Here is a 26,486-nt window from a genome sequence, read left to right as displayed (position 1 = left end):
GTCGGTCGCGTCCTACAGCGGTTGCGCACGGACGAGCACTCCCGAGGGCGCGGCCGCGGTTCGGGCATCGTCTACACCGCCGCCGGCGCCAATGTCGACAACATGTGGGGACCCACCGGCTCCGCCGACTGGATTCGTCACGATCCGTACATCAATGCGGCCAAACTCCGCGGCCGGACGCTCTATCTCTCCGCCGGCAGCGGCCTCGCCGGGCGCTACGACACACCCGAACACCAGGCCCCGGGCGCTCCGCCGGTGGCCAATCAGATCGTCGTCGGCGGGGCACTGGAGGCCGCGGCCCGTCAGTGCACCGAGCAGATGGCGCAACGACTCCGTGATCTGAACATCCCTGCGACGGTGAATCTCCCTGCCACCGGCACACATTCGTGGATGTACTGGCAGGACCAACTGCATCGATCCTGGCCGACGATCGCCGCCGGCCTGAACTCATGACCCACTGCGCCCACGGTGCCGACGACGACTCGCCGCCGGTCGACCTCGACACCGTCCGCCGCGGGCTACCGGAAACGGCCGTGGCGCACTGGCGGGCCGTCGCCGCGGCCCGCGCCGACGAGATCGCGATCCTCACCCCCGAGGCGTCCATCGGCTTCGCGGAGGCGTTGGCGCACACCGAGGATCGCGCACGGGCGATCGCCGCGGTCACCGACGCGGGCCGCCCGGTGGCCGTCGACACCGAATCCGACGTCGACTCGGTGCTCGCCCTGCTGTCGGTACTGATGTCGGGACGCCCGGTCATCATGCTCGACCCGCTACTGCCCGACGACCGCCGCGAACACATCCTGCAGCTGTCCGGTGCAATCCCGATGAGTCCCGCGCGGATCAACGAATTGCCCTCCAGTGCAGAACCATTGGCAGATCCGGCACCCGATGACCCGGCCGTCGTCATCTTCACCTCCGGTTCCACCGGAAAGCCGAAGGGCGTCATCCATTCTCAGCGCGGCTGGGTCAACCAGGCGGTCGACGCACACGAGTTCATGGGCCTCGGACTGGCCGACCGCGCCGCGGTCCTGCTGCCACTGAGTTTCGGAGCCGGATTCGACTGCCTGATCATGACGCTGCTCAACGGCGCCACCATGATGCTGTGGGATGTCCGGCGCCGCACCACCACCGGCCTGCGAGACTGGCTGGACACCACCGACGCCACCACCCTGCACTGCACTCCGTCGCTGCTGCGTTCCTGGCTGCCCGATCTCGACGACCCCGACCTCGACGACACCTCGCTGCACTCGCTGCGACTGGCCTCCACCTGCGGCGAGCCGGTCACCGCCGCCGACGTGGCACTGCTGCGGCGAACGGTTCTGCGCCACGGCGTCTTCTGCAGCTGGTCGGGTTCGTCGGAGATGGGCGATCTCGCCTTCAATCGCTTTCCGCCGGAACGGGATCTGCCCAGCGGTCCCATCCCCGTCGGCACCCCCGCATCGAATAAGCAGGTTCGGATCGTCGGTGAGGACGGAGGTGACCTCCCCGCCGGGACCGCGGGTGAGATCGTCGTCGAATCCGCTTATCTCGCACTCGGTTACCTCAATGATGCCGATCTGACCGCCCGCCGGTTCGTCGCACTCGACGACGGCCGGACACGGCTGCACACCGGCGATCTCGGCCGTTTCGACGACGCCGGTCACCTCCATCTGCTCGGTCGCCGTGATGACGCGGTCAAGATCCGCGGATACCTCGTCGAACCGATCGAGGTGGAGGCGGCGCTGCGGGCTTTGCCCTGGACCGTCGACGCCGTGGTCACCGGCGACCGTGACGCCGGCCGGCTCATCGCCCACGTGGCGGTGGACCGGGAGAAGTGGTCGCCGTCGCCGGCCGAGATCCGCATCGCGTTGGCAAAGACGTTGGCCCCGTGGATGATTCCACGTGACGTCGTGGTGATGACCGAGTTGCCACGCACCGAACGAGGCAAGGTGGATCGTGCGGCGCTGCCGCCGGTTCCCGAGCGCGGCGATGTCGTCGGACCGCACGGCCCGACGGAGGCGATGCTCACCCTGCTGTGGCAGGACACGCTCGGTATGGACCCCGTCGGACGGGACGAGGACTTCATCTCCCTCGGCGGCGATTCCCTCGCCGCGCGCACCATGCTGGCCGACCTCGAGCACCGCTTCGGGGTGCGGCTGGACACGGCGATGCTCTCGGCCGCCCCCACCATCGCCGAGTTCGCCCGCGTCCTCGACGCCGCCAACGATGAACGAGCCCGCACGGCAACCGGAAACACCATGGTGCAGTTGCGGACCGGTGCCAGTGAGCCGATCTTCGTCATCGCCGGAGCGGGGTCCCTCGCCACATCACTGACCCCGCTCGCCCGCGCCCTCGACACCGAACGTCCGGTGTACGGAATCCAGGCCCGCGGCATCGAGGGCCGTGGCCGCACCGACCATTCGATCGCGGCCGCCGCACGCCGCGCCATCGCCGACATCCGTTCGGTCCGGCCCCGCGGCCCCTACCGCATCTGCGGATACTCGATGGGCGGCTTCATCGCGATCGAGGCGGCGGCCGCCCTGACCCGGGCCGGACACGCATGCGAGCAGGTGATCGTCCTCGACCCACTCATCGACCCGATCCTGGCCGATCGGCTCGTCGGTCGCGAGATCGGTGGCCTCCGCCGCCTCCGAGCCGAATTCGCCGCATTGACAGCCGATCACGCCGTCCTTCCGGACCGTTCCGCGACGGCGGCGGCCTCCACCCGGACTCGGTTCCAGCAGGCCTGGAATCTGCTCGCGATGAACGTCCTGATGATCACCGCTGGGCTGGTCCGGTTGCCGACCACCCTGCAGTGGACGGTCTTCTTCGACCTCGGCACCCGGATGATCCGGCGCTACCGCCCCAGCGGTTACGGCGGTCCGATCCACATCATCCGGGCCCGCACCAATCACGACGACCCGGCCCTGTGGACGCATGTGACCTCCGGTGAGGTGACGTTCACCGATGTCGCCGGCGACCACCACTCGATGGTGCGCGCGCCGTACGTCTCCGAGACCGTGACGGCCTTCGACGAGGCGTTGTCCGACGTGCCGGCGGGTGCGCCGTCATGACCATCGCCCCCACCGGCGTCGCCGCCGTGATCAGTGCGTTCGAACCCGACGAGGCCCTGGTGGCCACCGTCGACTCGGTTCGCGATCAGGCCGGCCAGGTGATCATCGTCGACGACGGATCACCCTCTTTGTCAACCGATCCCGACGGTGCGGTCGCACAGATCCTGGAGAAGTGCGCCGCCGCCGGCGCGACCGTCCTGCGCTCCGGTGACAACCGCGGCATCGCCCACGCACTCAACCGCGGCATCGAACTCGCCCTGCAGGAGGGCGCCGAGGCGGTCCTCACCCTCGATCAGGACACCGACCTGCCCACCGACTACGTCTCCCGCATGCTCGATCACCTCGCGTTGACCCGGTCACTCGACATCGACCTGGTGATGCTGTCGCCGAGCCTGATCAACGACGACGTCGCACCATTCTGGTTCGCCCACAAGGGTGTGACGTTGGCATTCGAACCGATCCAATCAGGCATGATGTTCCCGCGGGCGCTGCTGGAGCGGGTCGGTCTCTTCGACGAGGGACTCTTCATCGACTGCGTGGAGACGGAGTTCTATCTGCGGGCCCGCGCGCTCGGAGCCCACGCGGTGATCGTGCCGGGTACGCGCATCACCCACCGGCTGGGCCGGGCGGCGCAATGGACACCGCCGCGCCCGCTCCGCTGGATCTTGCGGGGCCGGGCCGCGGGCGCCATCGAGTTCACCGAGGACGCACCGTTCCGGCATTACTACATTGCGCGCAACCGGCTCACGCTGTATCGCAGATATGCTCGCAGCGAGGCGCTGTGGACCGCGGCATCGATATCGAAGGACGTGTTCCTCCGCGGCCGCGCAATGGCGATCGGAACCGATCGACTCTCCCGGATCTATCTGACCGGCAGCGGATTACGCGCATCCCTACGTGACGAGGTGGGACGCATCCCACCCACCGTCCTGCGTCGGGCGCAGCGACTCCGTCACGACGGTGACTCGCAGGCCACTCCCCCGCGTGAGCGACATTCGAATCGATCGCGGCAGTTGCCCGAGCTCGTATCGGTGGTGATCCCGGTGTTCAACGCCCGCAACGTCATCGATCTGCAGCTCGACGCGCTGGCCGATCAGACCTACCAACGCCCCTTCGAGGTGATCGTCGCCGACAACGGCTCCACCGATGGGTTGCGTGACCACCTGTCGGATCATCCGCTCCGAGATCGGCTGCGGCTCAAGTGGGTCGATGCCGGCGCGACGAAGGGCAGCGCGCACGCCCGCAACGCCGGGGTCGCCGCGTCCGATGGGGACTTCGTCGCCTTCTGCGACGGGGATGATCGCGTCGATCCGGCGTGGCTCACCGAGTTGACGAGGGTGGCAACCTCCTACGATGCGGTCGGCGGAGCGGTGGAGACATCGACTCTCAATTCCGTTCGCGCCCAGAGCTGGCGGGGCATGCTCCCGCCGGAACAACCGTACGAGTTCCCCGGATTCCTGCGCGTCTCACCGACCTGCAACCTCGGGGTCTGGCGCGACACCTTCGACCGGGCCGGCGGATTCGACACCGCGTATGACCGCGGCGGTGAGGATTCCGACTTCACCATCAGGGTCCAGCTGACCGGCGGAGCGCTGGGCCATGCGCCGCGAGCGCTGGTCGCGTACCGACTGCGCGATACCTTGGCGGGCATCTGGGATCAGTCGGTGATGTGCGGCGAGGGCGACGCCCGCCTGTACTCCGACTACCGTCACTACGGAATGCCGCGGCGCCCCTGGTACGCGACGCTCGACGTGATAGCCTACCTCCTTCTGCGGAATCCCCTTCTACCGACCCGTCTGACCCGTGTTCCGCTGGGTCGCTGGCTCTTTCATGCCGGGAACCTCCTCGGCAGGGCGAAGGGCAGCATCCGACACCGCAGCCTCTACATCTGAACCGATCCGCCACCGTCGAGAGCTACCGACGGGTGGCGGCCACCCGGTAGCCGACGACCGCAGGGCCTGCGCAGATGACTGCCACACCGACCGACCACGCGAGGGTCGGCAGCAGCGGCCCGACGATCGGGCCGCCGTCGGCGAACGCGCGGATGGCGTCCACCGCGCAACTGAGCGGCTGGTATCGAACGATGGGCTGCAGCCATTGCGGATACGCGTCGGCGGGTACGAATCCGGTGTTGAAGAACATCGCCAGATTGGTTCCGATGGCGGTCCACTCGACGATGTGCGAGTCGCGGCTCAGCAGCGCCATCGCAGTCACCATCATCGAGAACGACAGCCCGAACAACAGCGCCACGCCGATGATCGCCGCGTAGCCGAGTACGCCTGTGCTGATGCGGAATCCGATGATCGTGCCGACCAGCAACACGGCGCTGACGGTGACGACGATCCGGACCGTCTCGGCCGCCAGCCGGCCCACCATGGCCGACGCACGATGGACCGGCAGCGTCCACGTCTTGGTCAGCAACCCGGATTGGACCTCGCGTCGCAGACCCAGCCCGCTGATCGACGCACCCGACATCGCGCCGATCAGGGCCACCATCGGCACCATGCCGAAGACACTGGACGATCCGGCGTGGTCGGTCACCGAACGGTCGAGTACCAGCCAGAACAACAGCACCATGAGCGCGGGGAACAACAACGATTGCAGCAGGGTCACCGGGTCCTTGACCCACTTCACCAGGATCCGTTCGCACTGAATCCGAGAACACCGCACCAGTGCCCGCACAGTGGCTTCGGGAGCCCACGCGTCGCGGTCCGGGAACGGCATTCGCACGCCCACCACCACACCGTCGTCGATTCGAGAGCTCACGGTTCCAACCGCCGATGCGTCTCGACGTAATAGGCGGTGATCACGAAGACCACCGCGAGAGCACCGAGCCAGATCAGCGCAGGCATTGCGGTCTGCCACGTCGGATCACCGGCGGCCAACCCCCGCATCGTGGTGGCGAAGTGCGAGATCGGCTGATTCCGCGCGAAAGGTTGTGCCCAGTCCGGGAAACCGGATTCCGGCACGAATCCGGTCGACAGCAGCCCGAGGACGAGCTGGGGCAGCACCAACAGTTGCGACGTCGCCTCCGGCCCGCGCGCGACCAGGCCGAGGGAGTCGGCGCCGAGGGCGAAGACGAGACCCACGGCAAGTCCGAACGCCACGAAGGCCACCGTGTCGAGCACACCGCCGTCGAACGAGAAGCCCAGCATCGCACCGAAGATCAGGGCGGCCACCACCGACACGGTCGACCGTGCCAGCGATGTCGACATCCGCGACAACAGCGGCACCAGCGGACGCACCGGCATCGACGCGAGCCGCCGGGTCATTCCACGGATTCTGTCCAGGCTCGCGCGCTGTGCAGCGGCAACCGCCGTGAATGTCACCGCCTGCAGCACGATGATCGGCATCAGGAACTGCGCGTAGTCGATCCCCTGCTCGGCCATGATGAGCCGCAGCGGCAGGTAGAAGCCGAGCGCGAAGACGAGCGGCATCACGATGGCGATCGTGAACTCGCCCTCCTTGTACGCCGACCGAATGGCCCTGGCGGTCATCGTCTTCCACTGCCGGAGGAAGAACCAGCGGGTCGTCGCGACGGCCGGATCGTCCCGATCCGGCCAGGTCAACCGCGGTGGCGAAACCGGAGTGGTCACGGCTCGTCTCCGGTGCGTGCGGTGTTGCCGGTGAGGATGAGAAAGGCATCGTCAAGCGACGGACTGCGCAACGACACGTCGTCGAGACCCACCCCGGCCGCGCGGGCGATCTCGATGACCGCGGCCATCGTGTCGACGCCGTGCGGAGCGGTCAGGGTCACCGCGGAGTCATCATCCACCGCGGCCCGGTATTCCGGACCGAGGTGCCGGGTGAGCGTGGCGGAGAAGTCGGCCGCCACCGCCGGGTCGGACATCACAACCCGGCAATGAGTGCCACCCACCTTGCGTTTGAGGGATTCCGCGGTCCCCTCGGCGATGACCTCACCACCGTCGACGACGATGATGTTGTCGCTGAGGCGATCCGCCTCGTCCAGGTACTGCGTGGTCAGCAACGTGGTGATGCCGTCGGCCTTCAGCTCCTCGATCAACGACCAGACGTCCTGCCTGCTGCGGGGGTCGAGGCCGGTGGTGGGTTCGTCCAGGAACACCACCGACGGCCGCACCACCAGTCCGCAGGCGATATCGAGGCGTCGGCGCATCCCGCCGGAGTAGCCCGAGACCGGCCGCTCGGCGGCGGCGGTCAGGTCGAACCTCTCCAGCAGGTAGTCGGCGCGCTCACGAGCCGACCGACGACGCAGACCACGCATGCGGCCGAAGAAGACGAGGTTGTCGCGACCGTCGAGCGTTTCGTCCAGTGCGGAATACTGCCTCGTCATCGAGATCAGCTCACGCACCGCAGCCCCGTCGGTGACCACGTCGTGTCCGGCGACACTGGCCGAACCCGAGTCCGGCGCGAGCAGGGTGCACAGGATGTCGACGAGCGTCGTCTTACCTGCGCCGTTGGGTCCGAGAACGCCGAGGACGCTACCCGGCGGCGCCTCGAACGAAATCCCTCGCAGGGCATGAACATCGTCAAAGGATTTGGTGACCGCGTCCACTTTCAGCGCGGGCAGATAGTCGGCGCCGGCGTCGTCGGTGATTCCGGCCATCATCGATCACCCGGCTTTCCCATCGAACGCGAACGGCGACTTTGCACCGACTGACATCATGTTAAGGTTAGCCTGTGCTAATTCATCCGCGCGAGTCCACCCCTCGATGGGCGTACCGACTCACCTCCGATGATGCCGCACCGGGCGAGGCACCGATGTAGCGGTCCCCCGTCCACCACCGTCGACGACGAACCCCGCCGCGGCGATTTGCGCCAGGAAAGGCACTCACCCCCACGGGCCGCAGAGCCCGCCATGTGGCGTGCCCACATAGTCCAGAAAAGTTGACACAGCGTGACAATCAACGACATTCGCGAGTCATCGCGAACGGAAGAGGCCCCGGAACAGCCCCGCCTACACGGCGATCTCGTGGTCCCCCTCTCCGCTGCACAGCGCAGCATCTGGTTCGCGCAACAACTCACGCCCCACGTCCCGTTCTCCATTGCCCAATACGTCGACATTCACGGCGATGTGGACACCGAACTGTTCACCGACGTCGGACGGCGGGTGATTCGGGAATTCGGCACGGCAATGGTCCGATTGATACCGAACACCGACGGTTCCGGCGAACCTGCGCAATTCCTGGACGATTCCTTACGGGATGAAATGGTGCACATCGATTTTCGTGATCGACCCGATCCGGAGGCCGCCGCACATGAATGGATGAATGCGGAATTCCGCCGCCCCCTTGACCTCTTCACCGATCGTCTGATCGAGTCGGCAACGCTGCGCGTCGCCGATCACCGCTACTTCTGGTACACCCGCGTCCACCACATCCTGCTCGACGGCTACGGCGCCGCCGCCTTCGCCGAACGTGCCGCCGCGGTCTACACCGCCCGCGCCACCGGGACGGAGATACCGCCGAACCGGGCCGGGACGCTCACCGATCTGCATGCCGACGACGTCGCCTACCGGTCCTCGACCCGCTTCGACCGCGATCGCCGGCATTGGGACGAGCGACTTGCCGAACTCCCCGATCCCATCCGCCTCGCCGATCCGGTGACCGGCAGCCGAACCGACGTTCCGGCAGCCCAATCACATACCGCCGGTGGCTCACTCGATCCCGCAGTGCGCACCGCCATCGAAGCCTTCTGCACGGCGCACAACTCCACCGTCGCGGCGGTCGTCGCCACGGCGGCGTCGGTGTTCATGGCCCGGATGTCGGGCAGCGACGACGTGGTGCTGAGCCTGCCCGTCTCGGCGCGCACCAACGCACTGCTCCGCCGATCCGGTGGCATGGTGTCCAACGTCGTTCCGGTCCGCACCCACATCGACGCGCACACCACCATCGGTGACCTGCTGGCCGCGGTGACCACCGAACTCACCGGCGCACTGCGTCATCAGCGTTATCGCTTCGAGGATATGCGGCGAGCCCTGCCACGATCGGCCGCCGACACCGCGGGCCGCGGATTCTTCGGACCCGCGATCAACGTGATGATGTTCCGCAACGAGCTCACCCTCGGCACCAACACGGGGCGCAGCCACATCCTGAGTACCGGCCCGACCGAAGACCTCGCCTTCACCGTCCACACCGGCACGGGCGAACTGCTCATCGACCTCGAGGGCAACGCGGCGGCCTATCCCGCCGAGGATCTCGCGGCCCTTCGCACCCGGTTCCTCACCGTCCTCGCCGCGCTGGTCGACGCCGATCCGGCCGCCCGGGTGTCCACGCTCGACGTGCTCACATCGGCCGAAAGCAGCCACGTCGTCCCGGCCCGAGGTGCCAGCCCCGCCGTGCCCGAAACCCTCCCCGATCTGCTCGCCCGGGTGGCCCACACCCACTCGTCGGTCACCGCCCTCATCGCCGGCGACACCGATCTGCGCTACGACGAGCTCTGGAATCGCGTATACCGCATCGCGCGGGTCCTCATCGCCCACGGCGCCGGACCGGGATCGATTGTGGCGGTGCTTCTCCCGCGGGGCACCGCGTCGATCGCCACCGAACTCGCCGTACTCACCGCCGGTGCCGCCTTCGTCCCCATCGACCCGTCCCTGCCCGACGAACGCATCGCCTACCTGCTCGCCGACAGTGGCGCCGGCCTCGGTATCGCGTCATCGAAGGCGGATCGCCGTCTCGACGGGATCGACGGTCCCGCAACGTGGTTGCATCTCGACGACGAACGCGTTCGGATGGCTTACCGGCGCGCCTCGGCCGAACCGATCACCGACGCCGACCGCATCCGGCCCCTGCACCTCGACGATCCCGCCTACCTGATCTACACCTCCGGGTCGACCGGCACACCCAAGGGTGTCCTGGTGCCCCACCGCGGTCTCACCTCGTTCATCGCCGAACAGCGACGCCGATACCGTGTCGCTCCCGGGGAGCGCACCCTGCACTTCGCCTCTCCCAGCTTCGACGCCTCGATTCTCGAACTGCTGCTCGCCGCCGCGTCGGGCGCGACGTTGGTGATCGTCGATCCCGAGATCTACGGCGGCGCCGAACTGGCGCGGCTGCTCCGCGTCGAACGCATCACGCACGCCTTCCTCACCCCCGCCGCGCTGGCGTCGGTACCCGACGGCGACTTCGACGATCTGCGTACCGTGATCGTCGGCGGTGAGGCGTGCCCGCCGGATGTGGTGGCCCGATGGGCTTGCGGGCGTGCGATGTTCAACGCCTACGGCCCCACCGAGACCACCATCATGGCCACCCTCGCCGGTCCGCTCGACCCGCATGCCCCGGTGACGATCGGCTCGCCGATCACCGGCACCACCGCCGTCGTCCTCGATCACCGCCTGCAGCCCGTGCCCCTCGGCGCCACCGGGAACTCTATGTCGGCGGCGTCGGCGTCGCGCTCGGATATCACCGTCGGATGCCACTCACCGCATCACGGTTCGTGGCCGATCCCTACGGCCCCAGCGGTTCTCGCCTCTACCGCACCGGAGACCTGGCGCGCTGGTCACCCGCCGGCGAACTCGAGTACCGGGGTCGCGCCGATCGCCAGGTCAAGATCCACGGATTCCGAATCGAACTCGGCGAAGTGGATGCGGCGATCGGCGGGGTACCCGGCGTCGACTACGCGGTCACCGAACCGCAGGTCATGCCCACCGGGCAACGGGTCCTCGTCGGCTATCACGTCGGCACCGCCGACTCCGACGACATCCGTGACCGGCTGCGCGCCACCCTCCCCTCCCACATGGTGCCCGCGGCGATCGTCGCCCTCGACGAACTCCCGATGACCGGTTCCGGAAAGCTCGATCGTCGGGCGCTACCGATCCCGACCATCCGCACCGCACCGTACGTGGCTCCCCGCGGAGAGACCGAAGAGATTGTCGCGCAGGCATTCGCGGAATCCACCGGCACCGACCGGGTAGGCCGCGACGACGACTTCTTCGCCATCGGCGGCAACTCGCTGGTCGCCACCGCACTGGTCGGCACCCTGGCCACCCGACTCGGCATCGACGTCCCGGTACGACTCGTCTTCGAGGCCCCCACGGTGGCCACCCTCGCCGACCGGCTCGCCACCTCACCCCGGCGTAGCACCCCACTCCTGCAACACGACGCCGCCACCGACGCCGTGCCGGTCTCTCCGCAGCAGAAGCGGATGTGGATCATCAACCAGCTCGACCATCGGTCGGCGATCTTCAACATCCCACTGGCACTGCGCCTTCGGGGAGACCTGGACACCGCGGCACTGGCCGCCGCGATCACCGACGTCATCGGACGCCACGAACCCCTCCGCACGGTCTACCCCGACAGCCCCGACGGTCCGGTGCAGCAGGTGCTCGACGCCGCACCGGTGAACCTCCTCGGAACCATCGAACAGGTCACCGCCGCCGCCGTCGACGACCGGCTGGCCGAACTCGCCACCATCGGTTTCGACGTCGCCGCCGAGATACCGCTCGCGGTCCGGCTGCTCCGGCTGGCCGCCGATGACCACATCCTGGTGTGCGTCGCCCACCACATCGCCGTCGACGGATCGTCGACCGCACCCCTCGCCCGAGACCTCGCTGTCGCGTATCACGCTCGGCGGCAGGGACTTTCACCGCACTGGGCGCCACTGCCGGTCACCTACCGGGATTACACGCGCTGGCATCACGAACTCATGGGTGCCGAACGCGACGCAGATTCCCTCGAGTCACGTCAGCTCGACTTCTGGCGTCACCACCTCGACGGACTACCCGACCTCCTCGGGCTGCCCACCGATCGCCCGCGCTCCGCGACGGCCGGCGGCCGGGGAGGCGAGGTCCACCGCGAACTTGATCCCGCAGTCGTCGGCCAACTTCGGACGCTGGCCGCCGAGTCGGGAACCACCCCGTTCATGGTCGCCCATGCCGCGCTGGCCATCGTGCTGGCCCGGCTGGCCGACACCTCCGACATCGCGGTCGGCACCCCGGTGGCCGGGCGTGGGCACCCCGATCTCACCGAACTCGTCGGAATGTTCGTCGGAACGGTGGTGTTGCGCACCCGCATCGCGCCCGAATCGACCGTCCCCGAACTGCTCCGGCAGATCCGGGAGGCAGACCTCGCGGCGTTCGAGAACGCCGACATCCCCTTCGACCGGCTGGTCGATCTGATGCGGCCACGCCGCTCACCGGCCCATCATCCGCTGTTCCAGGTCGGCTTCTCCTATCAGAACATCACGCTGACCGGCTTCAACCTCGACGGACTCGACGTCGAGCTCCTCGAACCGTCACTGGGCGTGGCGAAGTCGGATCTGCATCTCACCCTGGTCGAGTCGACCGATCCGGACCCCGACACCGGAACCGCCGTCGATCGGCTTCGGGTGCACTGGGATTGCGACCGAGATCTGTTCGACCACAGCACCATCGAGCGATGGCATGAGTTCTTCGTCGACGTCCTCGCCGCCGTCTCCACCGCCGAGGACACCCCGGTCGGCGATCTGGCCGCCGGCGGACCCGCGTCGGCCGGCTCCGGTGTGCTCACCGGACCGGACTCGGGACGCGCCGAGGCCACCCTGACCGCGCTGCTGCAGGCGAGTGTGGCACGACATCCGGACGCCATCGCCACCCTCGACGACCGTGATGGCCGGGCCGCCACGTACCGCGAGACCTTCGGTCGGGCGAACCGGTTGGCCCGCAGACTCATTGCCGCCGGGGTGGGTCCCGAGACACGCGTCGCGGTGGCCATCGGACGCTCCCGCGATCTGGTCGAGGCGATACTCGCGGTGCTGATCGCCGGCGGCGCGTACGTCCCCGTCGATCCGTCGGCGCCCCGGGAGCGGACCCGACTGATTCTCGATTCCGCCCGTCCGACACTGATTCTCACCTGTGGCACGATCTCCGCCGACGAGGTGGACCCCGCCGGACTCCCGGTGATCGACCTCGCCGACATCATCCCGGAGTCCGGGTTCTCCGACTCGCCGGTCACCGACGCCGACCGTCGACGCCCGCTGCGGCCGGACAACACGGCCTACGTCATCTACACCTCCGGATCCACCGGGACCCCGAAGGGCGTCGCCGTCGAGCACCGGGCCATCGCCGCCCAGTTGCGGTGGAAATCGGAGACATTCCCGGTCGGTCCCGACGACACGCTGCCCCTCAAGACGCCGGTCACCTTCGACCTGTCGGTGTGGGAGTTGTTCTGGCCGTTGATCAACGGCGCGCGATTGGGCCACGCCGGACGGTCATCGGGATCCCCGCTATCTGGCCGGATTCTTCGCCCGCGCCGGAGTGACGTCGGCGCACTTCGTTCCGTCCCTGCTCGACGCCCATCTCGACGCGATCGGCGACGGCGCGGCACCCGCGCACCCGCTCGCCGAGATCCTGTGCATCGGCGAGGCACTGAACCCCACCACCGCACACCGTGCCGCCGATGTTCTGCGTGGGCGGGCGATCAATCTCTACGGTCCGACGGAGGCGGCCGTCGGGATCACCTACACGCCGGTGGTCTCGGAGACGGTGGCATCGAAGACTGTGGCATCGGAGACTGTGGCATCGGAGACGCCGGCATCGGGGAGAGCTGTGTCTGCCGTGCCGATCGGCGTCCCCGTCGACGACGCCGCCGTGTCGATTCGCGACCGCCGATTGCACCGCGTACCAGCGGGAGTCGTCGGTGAGATGTATCTGCACGGCCCACAGCTGGCCCGCGCGTACGAGGGCCGGTCCGATCTCAGCGCCGAACGGTTCGTGGCCGATCCCGACGCCGACGGCCGGCGCATGTACCGCACCGGCGACCTCGCCCGCATCGACGGCGACGGGCACCTCGACTATCGGGGACGCAACGACTTCCAGGTCAAGATCCGTGGTCAGCGGATCGAACTCGGTGAGATCGAGTCGGCACTGGCCGTCGATCCCCGGCTGGCCGCTGCCGCCGTCACCGTTCACCACGACTCCCTCGTCGCGTACCTGGTTCCCGCCGGCCCCGAGACCACCACCGACCCCGACGCCGGTCAACACTCCGCGCCACAGCTTGATTCGGACGTCGTCCTCGCCGGCCTGCGGGAGCGCCTGCCCGCCTACATGGTGCCGTCGGCGGCCATGGTGCTCGAGAGGCTGCCGCTCAGCGCCCACGGCAAGATCGATCGCGCGGCACTGCCCGCTCCCGAACACGTCGAACGCGCCCATGTCGCACCGCGCACCGCCACCGAGTATGCCCTCGTCGACATCCTCACCGCGCTCGTCGATCCCGAGCCCGACCGCCCGATCGGCTGCGAGGACGACTTCTTCGACCTGGGCGGCAACTCACTGCTGGCCGCGCGGCTCGTCGGCCGCATCTCCGACCTCCTCGGCGTCACGCTGCCGGTTCGCGAGGTGTTCGAGGCATCGTCGGTCGGTGACCTCGCCGCCCGCATCGACACCTGCGCGGGCGACAACCGCCCGGCCATCGTGCCCACCGATCGGAGCACTCCGATCCCACTGTCCCGAGCGCAGCGACGTATGTGGCTGCTCGATCAACTCGATCCGGGTAGTGGTGTCTACAACCTGCCGCTGGCCCTGCGTGTTCGCGGCCTGAGCACCGAGCGACTGCACCTCGCGCTCCGGGCCGTCCTCACCCGGCACGAGGTGCTCCGCACCACCTATCCCGCCGCCGACGATGTACCCCACCAGCGGATCCACGACGTCGACGACGCGCTCGCCTTGCTCGAGCTCGACGACAGCGGTTTCGACACCACGGACCTCCTCACCGAGGACGCCGCAACCGACCACCTGACCGCGACCGCGGCGCGCGGCTTCGATCTGACCGAGCGACTCCCCCTGCGCGTCACCGTCTCCCGGACCGGACCCGACGAGCACCTTCTGCTGCTGGTGATCCATCACATCGCCGCCGACGGCTGGTCGCTTCGACTGCTGCTCGCCGAACTCCTCACCGACACACCCCCGCAAGCCGTGTCCGACACGGTCACGGTGCAGTACGCCGACTACGCGCGGTGGCAGGCCGAGATGCTCGGCGATGACGGCCACCCGCGCCACCCCGCGGTGATCCGCCAGGACGACTTCTGGGCCACCGAGCTGGCCGGGCTCCCGGCACCACTCGACCTCTCGCCCGACCGGAAACGACCGGTGGATCCCACCCACCTCGGTGGCACCGTCGACGTCGAGATGCCACCGGAACTCACCGACCTGCTGGTGTCCTTCGCACGCGGACAACGTATCTCGCTGTTCCATCTGGTCCACGCCGCACTCGCGGTGGTCCTCGCACGGCTGTCCGGTTCCGCCGACATCGTGATCGGTACCCCGGTGGCCGGGCGCCCGAGCGCCGTCCTCGACGACGTCGTCGGGATGTTCGTCGAAACCCTCGTCCTGCGTACCCGGATCGACGAGTCCCTGACGATCACCGACTTCCTCGGCTCGGTACGTGACGGAGATCTTGCCGCGCAGGCCAACTCGGAGATCCCGTTCGACGAACTCGTCGATCGATTCGAACCCGACCGCGCCGGAGCGCACCATCCGATCTTTCAGGTGATGCTCGCGTTCGGCGATCCCTCCCCCGGACCGATCCGCACTGAATCGCTGACCGCCGACATCGTCGAGGTGGAGCTGCCGCTGTCGCGCTTCGATCTGCACCTGACGGTGGACGTCCCGGCAGATCCGTCCACCCCGAGCACCCCCATCCGCACCCGATGGACCTACTCGCGGGACCTCTTCGATCACTCGACCGTCGCCGCGGTGGCCGCGGGACTGCTCCGGGTGCTGCGGGGAATCGTCAACCGCCCCGATCGGCGGGTCGGGGACATCGATGTCCTCGATCCCGCCACCCTCACCACCCTCGAACGGTGGTCGGGCGTCGCCGCACTGCCGGCGGGCACCCGGCAGCCGGTCACGCTGCCGGATCTGCTCGCCCGGCGTCCGGTCGGCGACGCATCCTTCACCTGTGCCCCCGTCACCTATGCCCCCGTCACCTATGCCCCCGTCACCTGTGCCCCCGTCACCTATGCCCCCGTCACCTGTGCCACCGTCACCGACGCGACCGAAACCATCGACGCGGCGGAGTTCGACCGCCGCGTCGCGCGCGCCGCCCGAGCTCTCATCGTCGCCGGTGCCGGTCCCGAAACCATGGTGGCCGTGCTGATTCCGCGGTCGATCGATATGTTGGTGGCCATCCACGCGATCGTCGCCGCCGGCGCCGCGTATGTACCGGTCGATCCCACCGTGCCCCTCGCCCGGATCGAGACGATGCTCACCATCACCGATCCGGTCGCCATCTGCGCGAGCGCCTCGAGCCGGGCGTCGATCCCGGCGGCATTCGGCGACCGCCTCGTCGATCTCGACGCGGCCGGCCGGGCACATCCCTCGCATCCGGTCACCGACTCCGATCGCCACTCGCCGTTACGTCCGGACCATCCCGCCTACATCCTGTTCACCTCCGGCTCCACCGGGGTACCCAAGGCGGTCAGTGTGCCGCACGGCGCCATCGTGAACCGGTTGCGGTGGATGCAGGACCGCTACCCGATCGACGGTGACGACGTCGTCGCCCAGAAGACCCCGATCACCTTCGACGTATCGGTCTGGGAGTTGTTCTGGCCGTTGGCATGCGGGGCGCACCTGGTGCTGGCCGCACCGGACGCCCACCGCGACCCACTCGAGTTGTCCGCGCTGATCGCCGCACACCGCATCTCGGTGATCCATTTCGTCCCGGCGATGCTCGACGTGTTCCTGGCCGCGCGCATCGACGACGCCGACCTGCGTTCGCTGCGTCTGGTGTTCACCAGCGGTGAGGCACTCGGATCACATTCGGCGACGGCGATACTGGAGCGCACCGACGCCGGCCTGCACAATCTCTACGGCCCCACCGAGGCCGCCGTCGACGTGACCGCCGCGGAGATCACGACCGAGCTGCTGAAGGTCGGGCCGGTACCGATCGGGCGCCCCACCGACGGCAACACCACCCACGTGCTCGACGCCCGGCTGCGCCCGGTCCCGCCCGGTGTCGCCGGCGAGCTGTATCTCGGCGGCGTGCAACTCGCCCGCGGGTATCACGGACGTGCCGACCTCACGGCGACCCGCTTCGTCGCGGCCCCCTGGGGAACGGGTGAACGTCTCTATCGCACCGGCGATCTGGTGCGGTGGCGGCGGGTCGCCGACACCGACTCGCCGACGCTGGAGTACCTCGGCCGCACCGACTTCCAGGTCAAGATCCGTGGTCAACGCGTCGAACTCGGCGAGATCGAGACCACGCTGCTCACCCATCCCGGCATCGCCGCCGCCGTCGTGATCCGGCACGACGACGACCGGTCGGGCCCGCAGCTCGTCGCCCACATCGTCCTGTCCTCGCCGCGTCCCGATCCGGGAAGCGCGTCCGTCGACGTGCGCGCATATCTGCGCGAACGACTCCCCGACCACATGGTGCCTGCCCATGTGCAGATCGCCGACCGGTTGCCGGTCACCGCCAGCGGCAAGATCGATCGCCGGGCGCTGCCCATCCCCGCCCTCCCGTCGCTCGGCAACGGAGTCGAGGCCCGAACCCGCACGGAAGCAACGATTCTCCGGATCATCCGGGATCTCCTGGGCGACGAGGTCGGTGTCGACGACGACTTCTTCACGGTCGGGGGCAACTCGCTGATGGCGACCCAGGTGGTCGCCGGAGTCGCCGACCACCTCGGTGTGCGGATACCGGTGCGATCGGTGTTCGACGCACGGTCGGCGGCGGGTATCGCGGCCGTCGCCGATCGGGCGGAGCGTATCGCCCCGCGCCGCGCGGTGGTGCGTCCGGACCGAATCCCGTTGAGCCCGACTCAGCTTCAGATGTGGCTGCACAATCGGATCGATCCCGGCTCGACCGCCTTCGTGATCGTGGCCCCGATCCGGGTACCCGGCACCCTGGATGCCGACGTCATGGCCGCAGCCATGACCGATGTCGCGGTCCGCCACGAGGTGCTGCGCACGATCTACCCGGAAAGCCCGGCGGGACCGTATCAGCAGGTCCTCTCCGTCGACGACGATCGTCTGCAGCGGATCGTCACCTTCCTCGACGACGCGGTGGCGCAAAGTGTTTCGCCGGTCCAGGCCGCCGTGGACGCCGCGCTCGCGTCTGAGTTGGACCTCACCCGCGACCTACCGATCCGGGTGTTCTGCCGCACGGACGGCGACGAGACGGTCCTGGTACTCGCCATCCACCACGTCGCCGCCGACGGGTGGTCGCTGCGGGTTCTCGCCCGCGATCTCGACCGGGCGTATGCCGCGCGCGTCGCCGGTCATACACCGGACTGGGCGCCGCTGCCCCTCCAGTACATCGATCACATCCTCGAGAGCGAGCGGCGCCGCGGCAGCGCCGATGATGCGGATTCCGCAGTGGCACAGCATCTGTCGCACTGGCGGCGGGTGCTACATGATGCGCCGGCCCGGTCCGGCCCGCGGGTCGATGGCGATGAGCACACCCCCGGCGAGGTCCACCACCACCGTCTCGATCCCGCGCTCACCGCGGCCATCCACACCCTGGCCACCGAACACCGGAGCACCACCTTCGGCGTCCTGCACGCCGCACTGGCGTACACGCTGAGCCGATTCGGTGGCGGCTCCGACGTCAACAGCTCCGACGTCATTGTGGGCACACCGCTGGCCGGACGTACCGATCCCGCCGTCGCCGACCTCGTCGGCATGTTCGTGACGGTGGTCCCGCTGCGGAGCCGTGTCGATCCACGGCGCGGGTTCGGTGCACTCGTCGACGCCTCCCGCGACGTGATCGTCGGCGCGCTCGACCACGGCGAACTCGACGTCGAGGAGATTGTCGAAGGACTCGGGATTCCGCGTGACGGTTCCCGGCATCCGCTGATCTCGGTGACCCTGACCGTCGACGGTGACCAGCATCCCGCGATGGGTGCCGGATCGGCCGATCCGTCTCGGACCGCGGAACGCCCGGACATCCCGGTGGCCCGGTTCGACCTCGAGTTCACCGCCACCACCACGCCCGACGGTGGTCTCGACGTCACCCTCGTGCATCGCGGTGCGGCCTACCGTCCGGAGACCGCCGCCCGTCTGCTCGATCACCTGGGTCGGGTCCTGCGCGTCGCGGTCGCCGATCCCGCCACGGCACTGCGCCACCTGGACACCCTGTCGTCGGCCGACCACGACGTCCTCGGCCGCCTGGAGCGCTCCGCATCGGCACCACCTCCTCCGGCGACGCTGGCCGACATCCTCACCACCCCCGGACACCGGCTGGTGGCCACCACCGCCACCGGACAGCGCAGCGAGTTGACGGCCGACGAACTGGACGCACACGCCAACCGTCTGGCGCGTCTGCTCATCGCGCGCGGAGCGGGACCGGAAACCGTTGTCGCGCTCTGCCTGTCGCGATCGTTGTCATCTGTGACGGCGATCCGTGCCGTCGCGGTCACCGGGGCCGCGTTCGTGCCGGTCGACCCGTCGTATCCGGCCGACCGCATCGCCTACATGCTGGCCGATTCCGGCGCTCCCATCATCGTGACCACGACCGCCGAGCGCACCCGCATGGGCACCGCGGGGATGGCCGCGACCGTGATCGTTCTCGACGATCCGTCCGTCGCCGGTGACCTGGCCGCCCTGCCGTCGGCGCCTGTCCGTGACGACGAACTGCTCGGTACCCGCCACCTCGATCACCTGGCGTATCTGATCTATACCTCGGGATCGACGGGCCGCCCCAAGGCGGTGTCCGTCACGCATCGGGGTCTGGCCTCCTTCGTCGCCGAGCAACGCCGGCACGGCGTCGAATCTGTCAGTCGTGTCCTGCATTTCGCGTCACCGAGTTTCGACGCCGCCATCCTGGAGATCCTGCTGGCCGCGGCCGCCGGTGCCACCACCGTGATCGCCGCACCCGACATCTACGGGTCCGCCGATCTCGCCGAGGCGATGATCCGTGAGGAGATCACCCACGCCTTCCTCACGCCGGGCGTCCTCGAATCGATCTCGCCCGCATCCTCCGAGGAGAACCCGTTCCCGGCGCTGCAGACCGTCATCGTCGGTGGCGACGCCTGCGCCCCGGCGACCGCCCGACGCGCAATCGGCTGGGGCACGGCATTGTTCAACGCCTACGGGCCCACCGAGACCACCATCATGGCGACCATGTCGGGTCCGGTCGGCACCACGCAGACCGACCCGATGACCATCGGCGGCGCCATCACCGGCACCGGGTTACGTGTCCTCGACCCCGCGCTGTCGGTGTGCCCGCCCGGCGTAGACGGCGAATTGTATGTTGCCGGAGCAGGTCTGGCGCGCGGATACCACGGTCGCGCCGCCCTCACCGCAGCCACCTTCGTGGCCGATCCGAACGGGCCGCCCGGCTCGCGGCGGTATCGCACCGGAGACCGGGTGCGCGTCGTGGTGGGCGACGAGCCCGCGCTGACCCATCACGGCCGGCTCGATCAGCAGCTCAAGATCCGTGGCATCCGGATCGAGACCGGTGAGATCGAGGCCGTGCTGCGGTCGCACGCACAGGTCGGCGGCGCGGTGGTCGTCGGTCAGCGCCGACCCGACGGCGACGTCGCGTTGGTCGCCCATGTGACCGTCACCGGGGACACACCTCTCGATCGCGACTCGCTGCACGCCCATCTGCGGGCCGCGTTACCCGCCCACGCGGTCCCCACGGCCATCGTCACCACCGAGGCCCTGCCCTTCACGCCGTCCGGCAAGGTCGACCGCGCGGCGCTGCCCGACGCCGAGTTCGCCTCCGCCGCATACTCTGCGCCGCAGACACCGGAGGAGATCCTGATCGCGGCGGCCTTTTCCGAGGTGCTCGGCACCGAGCGTGTCGGCGCCCACGACGATTTCTTCGCCGCCGGTGGCAACTCGCTGTCGGCGGCCCGGGCGGTCGCCCGCATCCGGGAGGTCAGCGGACGTGACCTCGGTGTCGGCGATCTCTTCGACGCGCCGACACCGGCCACTCTCGCCGAACGTCTGGCGACCTCGGCCGGCCGCAGCGGCCCGGCGCTCGGTGAACTCGCACGCCCCGAACGCATTCCGCTGTCGCCGGCACAGGAACGCATGTGGTTCCTCAATCGGTTCGATCCGGATGCGCTCACCGAGAACATCCCCCTCGTCGTCCGGATGCGCGGGACGCTCGATCCCGACGCACTGACCACCGCCCTCGCCGGGGTACTCGAGCGGCACGAGGCGTTGCGAACCCATTACCCGGATTCCGACTCGGGACCGCACCAGGTGATCGTGCCGACCACCGACATGCCCCTGTCCCTGGAACGTCGCACCGTGTCGGCCGAGGAGCTGCCCGCCGCCATTGCGTCGATCACCCGCACCCGCTTCGACGTGACCGCCGCACCACCGGTCCGGGCGGCGTTGGTACGCATCGCATCCGACGACGCCCCGGTCGAGGACCACGTCGTCGTGTTCACCGCCCACCACATCTGTCTCGACGGCACGTCGGTGGTGATCCTCGCCGAGGAACTGTCGCGGCGCTACGCCGCGGCATGCGCGGGCCGGCCGGTCGACATCGAGCCGCTGCCCGTGCATTACGCCGACTTCGCGGTGTGGCAGCGTGCCCGCCTCGCGGATGGCACCGGCACCTCGGGCGCGCTGCTCGACGCCTGGCGCGACCGCCTCGCCGACGCCCCGGCCGTCATCGATCTGCCGCGCGATCACCCGCGTCCGCAGGCCCCCACCCATCGCGGTGCGCGGATCGACTTCACCATCGACGCCGAGTTGCACTCCCGGATGGCGGCTTTCGCCGAACAGCACGGAGCGACGGTCTTCATGGTGGCCCACACCGCACTTGCGGTCCTGCTCGGCCGGGTGGGTGACAACCGTGACGTGGTGATCGGTACCCCCGTCGCCGGACGTGGTGACCCACGCCTCGACCGGATGGTGGGCATGTTCGTCAACATGCTCGCCCTGCGCACCGTGATCGACGCGGGGACGACCGGCGAATCGGCACTGGCCGCCACCCGCAGCGCCGCGCTGCACGGCTTCGCGCACTCGGAGGTTCCGTTCGACCGCATCGTCGAGGCGCTCGACCTGCCGCGCACGACCGCCCATCACCCGGTGTTCCAGGTGGCCTTCTCGTTCCAGAACATCGGAGGGCTGCAGCTGTCGATGCCCGGCCTGGCTGTCGAGGCGATCGACGACGACCAGCACATCGCGGAATTCGATCTGCATCTGTCCCTTGCCGATTCGTGGGATGCGGACGGCACACCGGCCGGGATCACCGGCCAGTTGGTCTATGCGACCGACGTGTTCGAGGCCGCCACCGCGGAGACGCTGGCGCAGCGCTTCTGCCGGGTCATCACGGCACTACTCGCCTCACCCGGGACACCGGTCGGTGATCTCGACGTCCTCACCCCGACGGAACGGACCGTGCTCACCGCCACCGCACCGTCACCGCCCACGCTCTCGCCGAACCTGGCCGCCGGCTTCCACACGCAGGCGGCGCGGACCCCCGACGCCGACGCGGTGATCTGCGCGGACCGGACCCTCAGCTATGCGGAGATGGCGCGACGGGTGCTGCGACTCGCAACAGTGCTGTCTCGCAGCGGAATCGGTGTCGAAGACCGGGTGGCCGTCACCGCACCCCGCGGCCTGGCCCAGCTGACCGCGCTGTACGCGGTGGCGACGGTCGCCGCGGCGTATGTGCCGGTCGACACCACCGCATCCGCCCGGGCCGAGGTCATCCTCGACACCGCGGCACCGACGCTGGTTCTCGGGATCGGCACCGCGGGACCCGTCGGTGACCTGCCGTATCTCGACCTCGACGGCGTCGATCTCGATGACCCGGTCGGCGGCACCGAAGGCCCCACCGACATCGAGTCCTTCGCTGCCACCGGCCATCCCGATCAGCTCGCCTATGTGCTGTTCACCTCCGGCTCCACCGGAACCCCGAAGGGTGTGGGCGTCTCCGTTGCCGCCGTCGGTGAACAGCTGCGCTGGATGGCCGAGCATCATCCGATGGGGACGGGCGACACCGTCCTGGTGCGTACCGCGGCCGGTTTCGACCTGTCGGTCTGGGAGTACTGGTGGCCATTGCAGACCGGGGCCCGCATCGTGCTGGGCGAGAACGGAATCGAACGCGATGGCCGTGCCCTTCTCGATTCCCTGCATCGCCATGCGGTCACGACGCTGCCGACCGTCCCGTCGGCGTTGTCGACGCTGCTCGACGTGGGTGCGCTGCCCGCGTCCCTGCACACGGTGCTGTGCATCGGCGAGGAGTTGCCCGCCGACCTCGCCACACGCGTGCGGCAGTTCCTCGGTGACACCGTCTCCTCGACCACCGGCCTGTACAACCTCTACGGCCCGACCGAGGCCGCGGTCAGTGTCACCGGATACCGCGTCACCACCGACGAGCACCGGCGGGTGGCCATCGGCGCACCCCAACCGTCGGTCACCATCCGCATCCTCGACGAGCGTCTGCGGCCGGTGGCACCCGGCACGGCCGGCGAACTGTATCTCGGCGGCGTTCAACTGGCCCGCGGCTATCACGGCGAATCGGCACGAACCGCAACCGCATTCGTTGCCGATCCATTCGGCCCGGCCCACGGCTCGGGCGCCCGGATGTACCGGACCGGCGACCGGGTCCGACTTCGTCACGACGGCAACCTGGAGTACCTCGGCCGCACCGACCGGCAGCTGAAGATCCACGGATTCCGCATCGAACCCGGCGAGGTCGAGGCCGCATTGCGCGGCTGCACCGGTGTCGTCGACGCGGTGGTGACCGCCCTTCCCGGACCCGACGGCAATGCTCGTCTGGTCGGCTTCGTCACCGGAGAATCGCTGTCACTCAACGCGGTCCGGCGCGACGCCTCGCGACTGCTTCCCGCCTACCTGCGTCCGGAACTCCACACCATCGACGCGGTGCCCTACACCTCCAACGGCAAGGTGGATCGCGCCCGACTCCCCCACCCCGAACCGGCCGAACGGTCCTACGTCGCACCCCGGACCGACCTGCAACACCGGGTGGCCGATGCCATCGCCGAGGTGACCGGAGCGGACCGAGTCGGTCTGTCCGACAACTTCTTCGCCGTCGGCGGCACCTCCCTGTCGGCGACCCGGGTGGCGGTGGCGCTGGAATCCGCACTCGGCGTGCCGGTTCCGGTGCGACTGTTGTTCGACAGTATCGATGTCGAGGACCTCGCCGACGCCATCACGGCCGGCACACCGGAGGAGTCCGCGGAAGGGCCCGCACTGGTCCGGACCGACGACCGGTCACCGGTGCCGTTGGCGCCCGCGCAACGCCGGATCTGGGAGGCCGTGCGGGCCGGCACCGGTCACGACTGGAATGTGCCGATCGCCCTGCGGTTCACCGGCCCCCTCAACGTCGAGGCGCTGCGCGGGGCGGTGCTCGACATCGTCGACCATCACGAGGCCCTGCGAACCTGTCACCGCGACAACGGGAACGGCCCCGAACTGCATGTGCTGCCGACGTCGGGGGTCACCGGCATCGTCGACGACGGTGTGGTACCCAGGGACGTTGCCGAGGCCGATCTCCCCGGTGTCACCGCCGAATTGGCCTGGTCTCCACTGGATGTGATGTCCACGGCGCCGATCCGGGTGCAGCTGCTGCGCCTCACCCCGCAGACCCACGTGCTGGTGTTGGTGATACATCACCTGAGTGCCGACGGTCCGTCGATGGCGACATTGGCGCGCGACATGCTCATCGCGTTCACCGCACGCAGCGGCGGCGACGTGCCCGAGTTACCCTCGGCGGCCGTGCGATTCACTGACTACGCGCGGTGGCGGTCGGAGGCGCTCGGCCGACCCGGCGCCCGCACGCCCGAGTACGCGCGTCAACTCACCCACTGGTCGCATGTGTTCGGTGACCAGCTGCCGTCGCCGGAGACGACATCGTCGCGCCACAACACACCCTCGGAATGGGATTCGCGTGGCGCGACGGCGCAGTTCGGGATCGACGCCGATCTGCACGCGGCGCTGGAGCGATGTGCCCGCTCGGCGCGCGTTGGGCTGTTCTCGGTCCTGCAGGCGGCATTCGCGGTGATCCTCGCCGAACGCACCGGCTCCGCCGACGTGCACGTCGCCACCGCGAACGCCAATCGGCCACATCCGGCGCTGGACGGGGTGGTCGGTAACTTCGCCGAGGACCTCCCGATGCGTCTGACCGTCGACGACGCCATGCCGATGGTCGACCTGATGCGGGAGGTCGCCCGGCAACTCGCGGACGGGCTGGCGCATCCTGACATCTCGGTGCCCGATCTGATCGACGAGTGGGACCTGCGACGCGACCCCGCCGGACCGTCCGGCGATCCGCTCTTCGCCGCGACCCTCATCCTGCAGCAGGCCGAGCTCGGGCAGACCGACACGGCCGCCATCGATCTCGGTGGCATCCTGGTCGCGCGTGAACCAGTGGACAACAGGGTCGCCAAACACGATCTGGAGTTCACCCTGGTGGAACTCCGCGACGGTGACCGACCGGCAGGCATCACCGGCACGTTGCTGTATCCGCTTGCCCGCCACGATGACGCCACCGCGGCGGCGGTCGTCGACGGTCTGCTCACCATTCTGCGGACGCTGGCCGCATCCGGCGCCGACGACCTGCGCGTCGGCATCCTGCGGGAGTTGCTGCGATGAGCGTGTCGGTCGTCATCGCCTGTTATCAGGGGTTGCCGGACCTCGACGTCCAGTTGTGGGCCTTGGCGCGTCAGGATTACACCGGGGACTTCGAGGTGATCATCAGCGACAACGAGGGCAGCGCCGCGTTACGTCGGCACGTCGACACCCATCCCCTGCGGGAGCGGCTGTCGCTGCGGTGGGTCGACTCGTCCGACGTCGCCGGCACGTCGCACGCCCGCAACGTCGGAACACGCTGCGCCGTATACGACTTCATCGCCCACTGCGATCAGGACGATGCGGTGCACTCCTCGTGGCTGCGCACCCTCTCCGATGTGGGCCGCAATGCCGACCTCGTCGGCGGGCCGCTGGAACGCGACACCCTCAACGATCCGGTGGTGGCGGCCTGGCGCGCCCTGCCCGACCCGTCGGAGCCGGTCGTGCTCGGCCGTCATCTGCCGATGACCTTCGGCTGCAACCTGGGCGTGCGGCGCGCGGTGTTCGACGCGGTCGGCGGCTGGGACGAAACCTACCCGACGGCCGGCAGCGAATCGAATTCTGTTGGCGTATCCAGGAAGCCGGATTCCGATTCGGCTTCGCCCCCGACGCGATGGTGGCCTACCGGTACCGCACCGACATCGTCGACACCTGGCATCAGGTGATCGACTACGGTCGCGAGGAGGCCCGGGTGGCCAAACAGTACGGCGCCCCCGGCCGGCAATGGTGGTGGCTGCCGATCCACGCCGGTGTCGTCATCGCCTTGTGTCCGCTGTGGCCCTGGGCGTGGTCACGCCGCCGCCGGGGCGAATGGGCATGGGTCACCGGCAATCTCGTCGGCCGCGTGCTGGGCAGCATCCGCTATCGGATCTTCTATCCCTAACACCGGGAGCCAGAGAAACCGCGCACAGTATGGTCCGGAGCGTCGCCCGCCCGCGATCGTTTCACCGCCGGATTTCGCGCGACGGCCCGTCTCG

The 26,486-nt window shown here is 68.9% G+C and carries 9 protein-coding genes and 2 pseudogenes; 8 read left to right on the top strand and 3 right to left on the bottom strand.

What is annotated here, in order from left to right:
- Nucleotides 1-21: 21 nt before the first annotated feature.
- Genes ABLE94_RS16630 through ABLE94_RS16620 form a run of 3 tightly spaced genes read left to right on the top strand, consistent with a single transcriptional unit; the run spans nt 22 to nt 4,945 of the window.
- Complete coding sequence (locus tag ABLE94_RS16630) at nt 22-453, top strand: alpha/beta hydrolase-fold protein (RefSeq protein WP_348809354.1); 432 nt, start codon at nt 22-24, stop codon at nt 451-453.
- A complete protein-coding gene (locus tag ABLE94_RS16625) occupies nt 450-3,053 on the top strand; it encodes an AMP-binding protein (RefSeq protein WP_348809307.1) in 2,604 nt (867 codons plus the stop codon). The genes ABLE94_RS16630 and ABLE94_RS16625 overlap by 4 nt, the downstream gene beginning before the upstream one ends.
- A complete protein-coding gene (locus ABLE94_RS16620; RefSeq protein ID WP_348809306.1) occupies nt 3,050-4,945 on the top strand; it encodes a glycosyltransferase family 2 protein in 1,896 nt (631 codons plus the stop codon). The genes ABLE94_RS16625 and ABLE94_RS16620 overlap by 4 nt, the downstream gene beginning before the upstream one ends.
- Nucleotides 4,946-4,967: 22 nt before the next feature.
- Here ABLE94_RS16620 and ABLE94_RS16615 read toward each other — a convergent pair whose 3' ends face one another.
- The 3 genes from ABLE94_RS16615 to ABLE94_RS16605 are packed head-to-tail and all read right to left on the bottom strand — an operon-like array spanning nt 4,968 to nt 7,641.
- Complete coding sequence (locus tag ABLE94_RS16615; protein WP_348809305.1) at nt 4,968-5,819, bottom strand: ABC transporter permease; 852 nt, start codon at nt 5,817-5,819, stop codon at nt 4,968-4,970.
- The gene (locus ABLE94_RS16610) at nt 5,816-6,649 is read right to left on the bottom strand and encodes an ABC transporter permease (RefSeq protein WP_348809304.1); all 834 of its coding nucleotides are present in this window, start codon (nt 6,647-6,649) and stop codon (nt 5,816-5,818) included. Before ABLE94_RS16610 ends, ABLE94_RS16615 begins: the two co-directional genes overlap by 4 nt.
- The gene (locus ABLE94_RS16605; protein WP_348809303.1) at nt 6,646-7,641 is read right to left on the bottom strand and encodes an ATP-binding cassette domain-containing protein; all 996 of its coding nucleotides are present in this window, start codon (nt 7,639-7,641) and stop codon (nt 6,646-6,648) included. Before ABLE94_RS16605 ends, ABLE94_RS16610 begins: the two co-directional genes overlap by 4 nt.
- 288 nt (nt 7,642-7,929) lie before the next feature.
- Here ABLE94_RS16605 and ABLE94_RS16600 point away from each other — a divergent pair.
- From ABLE94_RS16600 to ABLE94_RS16580, 5 genes and pseudogenes are all read left to right on the top strand, one after another.
- Nucleotides 7,930-10,386 (top strand): annotated as a pseudogene (locus ABLE94_RS16600) (AMP-binding protein); the annotation flags it as partial.
- A 59-nt stretch (nt 10,387-10,445) separates the two neighbouring features.
- Nucleotides 10,446-13,151: pseudogene (locus ABLE94_RS16595) on the top strand (condensation domain-containing protein); the annotation flags it as partial.
- A gap of 115 nt (nt 13,152-13,266) precedes the next feature.
- On the top strand, nt 13,267-25,533 hold the full coding sequence (locus ABLE94_RS16590; RefSeq protein ID WP_348809302.1) for a non-ribosomal peptide synthetase: 12,267 nt from the start codon (nt 13,267-13,269) through the stop codon (nt 25,531-25,533).
- On the top strand, nt 25,530-26,174 hold the full coding sequence (locus ABLE94_RS16585) for a glycosyltransferase family 2 protein (RefSeq protein WP_348809301.1): 645 nt from the start codon (nt 25,530-25,532) through the stop codon (nt 26,172-26,174). Before ABLE94_RS16590 ends, ABLE94_RS16585 begins: the two co-directional genes overlap by 4 nt.
- Nucleotides 26,123-26,392, top strand: coding sequence for a hypothetical protein (locus ABLE94_RS16580; protein ID WP_348809300.1), 270 nt, complete (start codon nt 26,123-26,125; stop codon nt 26,390-26,392). Before ABLE94_RS16585 ends, ABLE94_RS16580 begins: the two co-directional genes overlap by 52 nt.
- Nucleotides 26,393-26,486 lie beyond the last annotated feature (94 nt).

The organism is Gordonia sp. VNK1 (genome assembly GCF_040049135.1).
In the GTDB taxonomy this organism is placed as follows: Bacteria; Actinomycetota; Actinomycetes; order Mycobacteriales; family Mycobacteriaceae; genus Gordonia; species Gordonia oleivorans.
Note: the sequence above shows the minus strand (reverse complement) of the source record. Positions and strands in the feature narration are given on the sequence as shown.